The organism is Bacillus badius NBRC 15713, from assembly GCF_001591605.1.
Lineage (GTDB): Bacteria > Bacillota > Bacilli > Bacillales > Domibacillaceae > Pseudobacillus > Pseudobacillus badius.
This window is the reverse complement of the sequence record NZ_BCVF01000087.1, coordinates 1-2,758: the sequence shown is the minus strand read 5'-3', so window position 1 is coordinate 2,758 and position 2,758 is coordinate 1. Positions and strand designations below refer to the sequence as shown.

Here is a 2,758-nt window from a genome sequence, read left to right as displayed (position 1 = left end):
GATCAATTTTGAAGTGCTTTTCAACAATAGCACACTCGCTTTGTCCTGTCAAAAAGTTTTTTTATCTAACTTTTTCGTTTCTGTCTTTCGGACAAGTAATAATATATCACGATATTTTATAGATAACAAGTACTTTTTTAAAAAAACATAGATTTTTTTTGCATATCTAATATTGTCTATTCTATCACCCTTTGTGCTTGCTTGAACATCCCTTTCGTCTATTCTTTTTATAAAGCCAATATAAACATACTGGTTGACCATTCACTCATGTAAAACACTATTTCTTGCCAATAATCAAAGTTTGTCTTCAGAGCGTCAGTACACACAAAAAAAACAAGAAGCCTGCAGGGCCTCTTGTTTATGAGTGAATGTGCTGTTTGCGTTTCGCTAAAATCCCCTTTAGCTTTTTTGGATCAGCCGCAAACAATAAAAGACCTAACAGCACAACAGTGCCTCCTGCTATTTGTGCAGCTGACAGCTTTTCTTTTAATAGCCACCAAGCAAGGATACTGGCGCCGATCGGTTCTAGCAGTATAGCCATCGATACAGATGAGGTGCTGATGTATTTAATAGACCAATTGAATAAAGTATGGCCCAGTAAGTTTGACAGAACCGCTAATAAAAAGAAGTATATCCACTCTTTTGCAGGATAAGGATAGAAAGCTTCTTTCTTAATTACCACGTATAAAAATAACACAACGGTACAATTAAAATAGACAATGAATGTATAAGTTATTAGTGACATCCGCTTTCGGATAGTTTGTCCAAAAAGCAAATAACCGGTAATCAGCGCACAAGCAGCCAAGGCAAGCGCATCTCCGTAAAGCGCCTGTCCGCTTACCTGAAAATCTCCCCATCCAATAATAAAGCTTCCTGCCACTGCTACCAGACCGCCAATTAATGCGCCAAGAGTAAACTTTTCTTTAAAAATAAAATACGTACCAGCAAAAGCAAATAGCGGCTGCAATGTGACTAGCACAGTAGAGCTTGCTACAGAAGTATAGTTGAGCGACTCAAACCACAGGATAAAGTGAAAGGCTAAAAAAATGCCGGCTACAAAAGAGAAAAGCCAGTCTCTTTTTGAAATCTCCTTTAGCTCCCCGGCGTATTTAAACAGAAATAAAGGAAGCATAAGCAATATAGTAAAGAGTAAACGATAAAATGCGATAACACCGGCATCGGCTGCCGACAACTTAACAAATATAGCTGAGGTAGAAACGAAAAAAACTCCAATAATCAATACAGCATAAGGGTTAATCTTTGGACTGTCCATAGACGTCCTCCTTTAGTCTATCTGGATGCATAATAAAAGCTAGAAGCCACTTATCATTTTAAAGCTTCTGCTCTCATATTTCTAGCGAATGAACGAAATTAGCAAAATCGTTCTTCTTTTAGAAAAGCATGCATAGTTTTCTGGAAAAAGGGAATAATATAGCAAGGAAGTTTTCGGTAATAGATAGGGAGAGGAGAATGAGATGACAACCCAATGGACACGAATGGCCGGAGGACTTATTTTATCAGCTATTATTATTACGATTATGTTTCTTGCAGGATAAGTGATGCCGGGCATTCCAACACATAAAGAGCCTGCAGACAAGTTTGTCTGCAGGCTCTTTAATGTAAAAAACGTAATGGAGCATAGCGGGCTCGAACCGCTGACCTCTACACTGCCAGTGTGGTGAGCGGGTAAAACCATATAATATTGCATTCATACAAATCCTTATTATATAAGTGTTTCCCCGCTCTCCCTCTTCTTTCTTTTATACTTAATTAAACCAAATATATACCGATTTGGTCCCCATTTGGTCCCCATAGACCCCAATAGAGAAAATTAACTGCTTATCAAAAGATAAATGAAAGGATCACCAAGAATCCAAACACTAACAAAAAGTCCTTTTCCCCATCCGTAAACCTCTTTGTGTGTACAAAATAAGACCCATACGTGCCTTTCATTTTCACCAATTTAATTTTACGAGCTGAATGTGATGGCGATTCCTCCAGTACTAGTTCTTCTTTCGGAAGGAACCTTCCTTTCTCGTCCCTGGATCGGTTGCTGACATCTCGGTTGTTTACCGTCTCCTCTTCCTCGTTCAGAAGTTCCAACAAGTTCTTCAGCTGACGTCTCTCTTCTATTGTAAGCACTGACGGCCTCCCCCTTCTCTTTGATGTCCGGATTCTGTTCTCTCCATAAGGCGGCCTGATCCAGCGACCAGTTAGGGCAGGGGAGAGGGACGTCTTTCTTTTTGTTCTCTAATAATAATGATTGAAATTCCTTGGAGTGAGCTGCAGCAAAGAGAGCGGCCCGGATAATTTGATTGCGGTCCAGGTGTGTTGTCTTGAAAAGGTCATCTACATACTTTTTGAATGATGAATGATACCTAACTGTTGGCCTGTAAACCATTGACGTCCTCCCCTTCCGTTATGACGTCTGCTGACGCCTTTAATAAAATTTATGCTTCCTTTGAAATTTAATTACATAAAAACATCAATTTAATTTACGAAAGGAGTAAAAGAAATTTTAAAGAATTAGGTAACTAGGTGATAAAAATGAAAGTAGAGTTAGAAAGCAATATCGGGGAGTTAATCAAGAAGAGTGGACTAAAAAAGGCTTTCATTGCAGACAAACTAGAAGTGAGTGTTCCGCAGCTGCGCAACTATGAAAAAGGCACAAGCTTAATACCGTTTGACAAAGCGTTTATTTTAATCGAATTACTTAACTGCAACCTAGATGCCCTATACAACAAAAAAAGCCCTCTCC

Annotated in this window: 3 protein-coding genes; 1 reads left to right on the top strand and 2 read right to left on the bottom strand. The window is 38.9% G+C overall.

What is annotated here, in order from left to right; translation table 11 throughout:
* Positions 1–358 precede the first annotated feature (358 nt).
* Positions 359–1,273 (bottom strand): DMT family transporter, encoded by a 915-nt coding sequence (locus BBA02S_RS19720; RefSeq protein WP_041114701.1) that lies wholly within the window; start codon positions 1,271–1,273, stop codon positions 359–361.
* A gap of 696 nt (positions 1,274–1,969) precedes the next feature.
* Complete coding sequence (locus BBA02S_RS19715; protein WP_041114700.1) at positions 1,970–2,401, bottom strand: hypothetical protein; 432 nt, start codon at positions 2,399–2,401, stop codon at positions 1,970–1,972.
* 146 nt (positions 2,402–2,547) lie between these two features.
* On the opposite strand from BBA02S_RS19715, the gene BBA02S_RS19710 reads away from it, so the two are divergent.
* On the top strand, positions 2,548–2,758 hold a 211-nt coding region (locus BBA02S_RS19710), incomplete at its 3' end, for a helix-turn-helix domain-containing protein (RefSeq protein WP_061786768.1).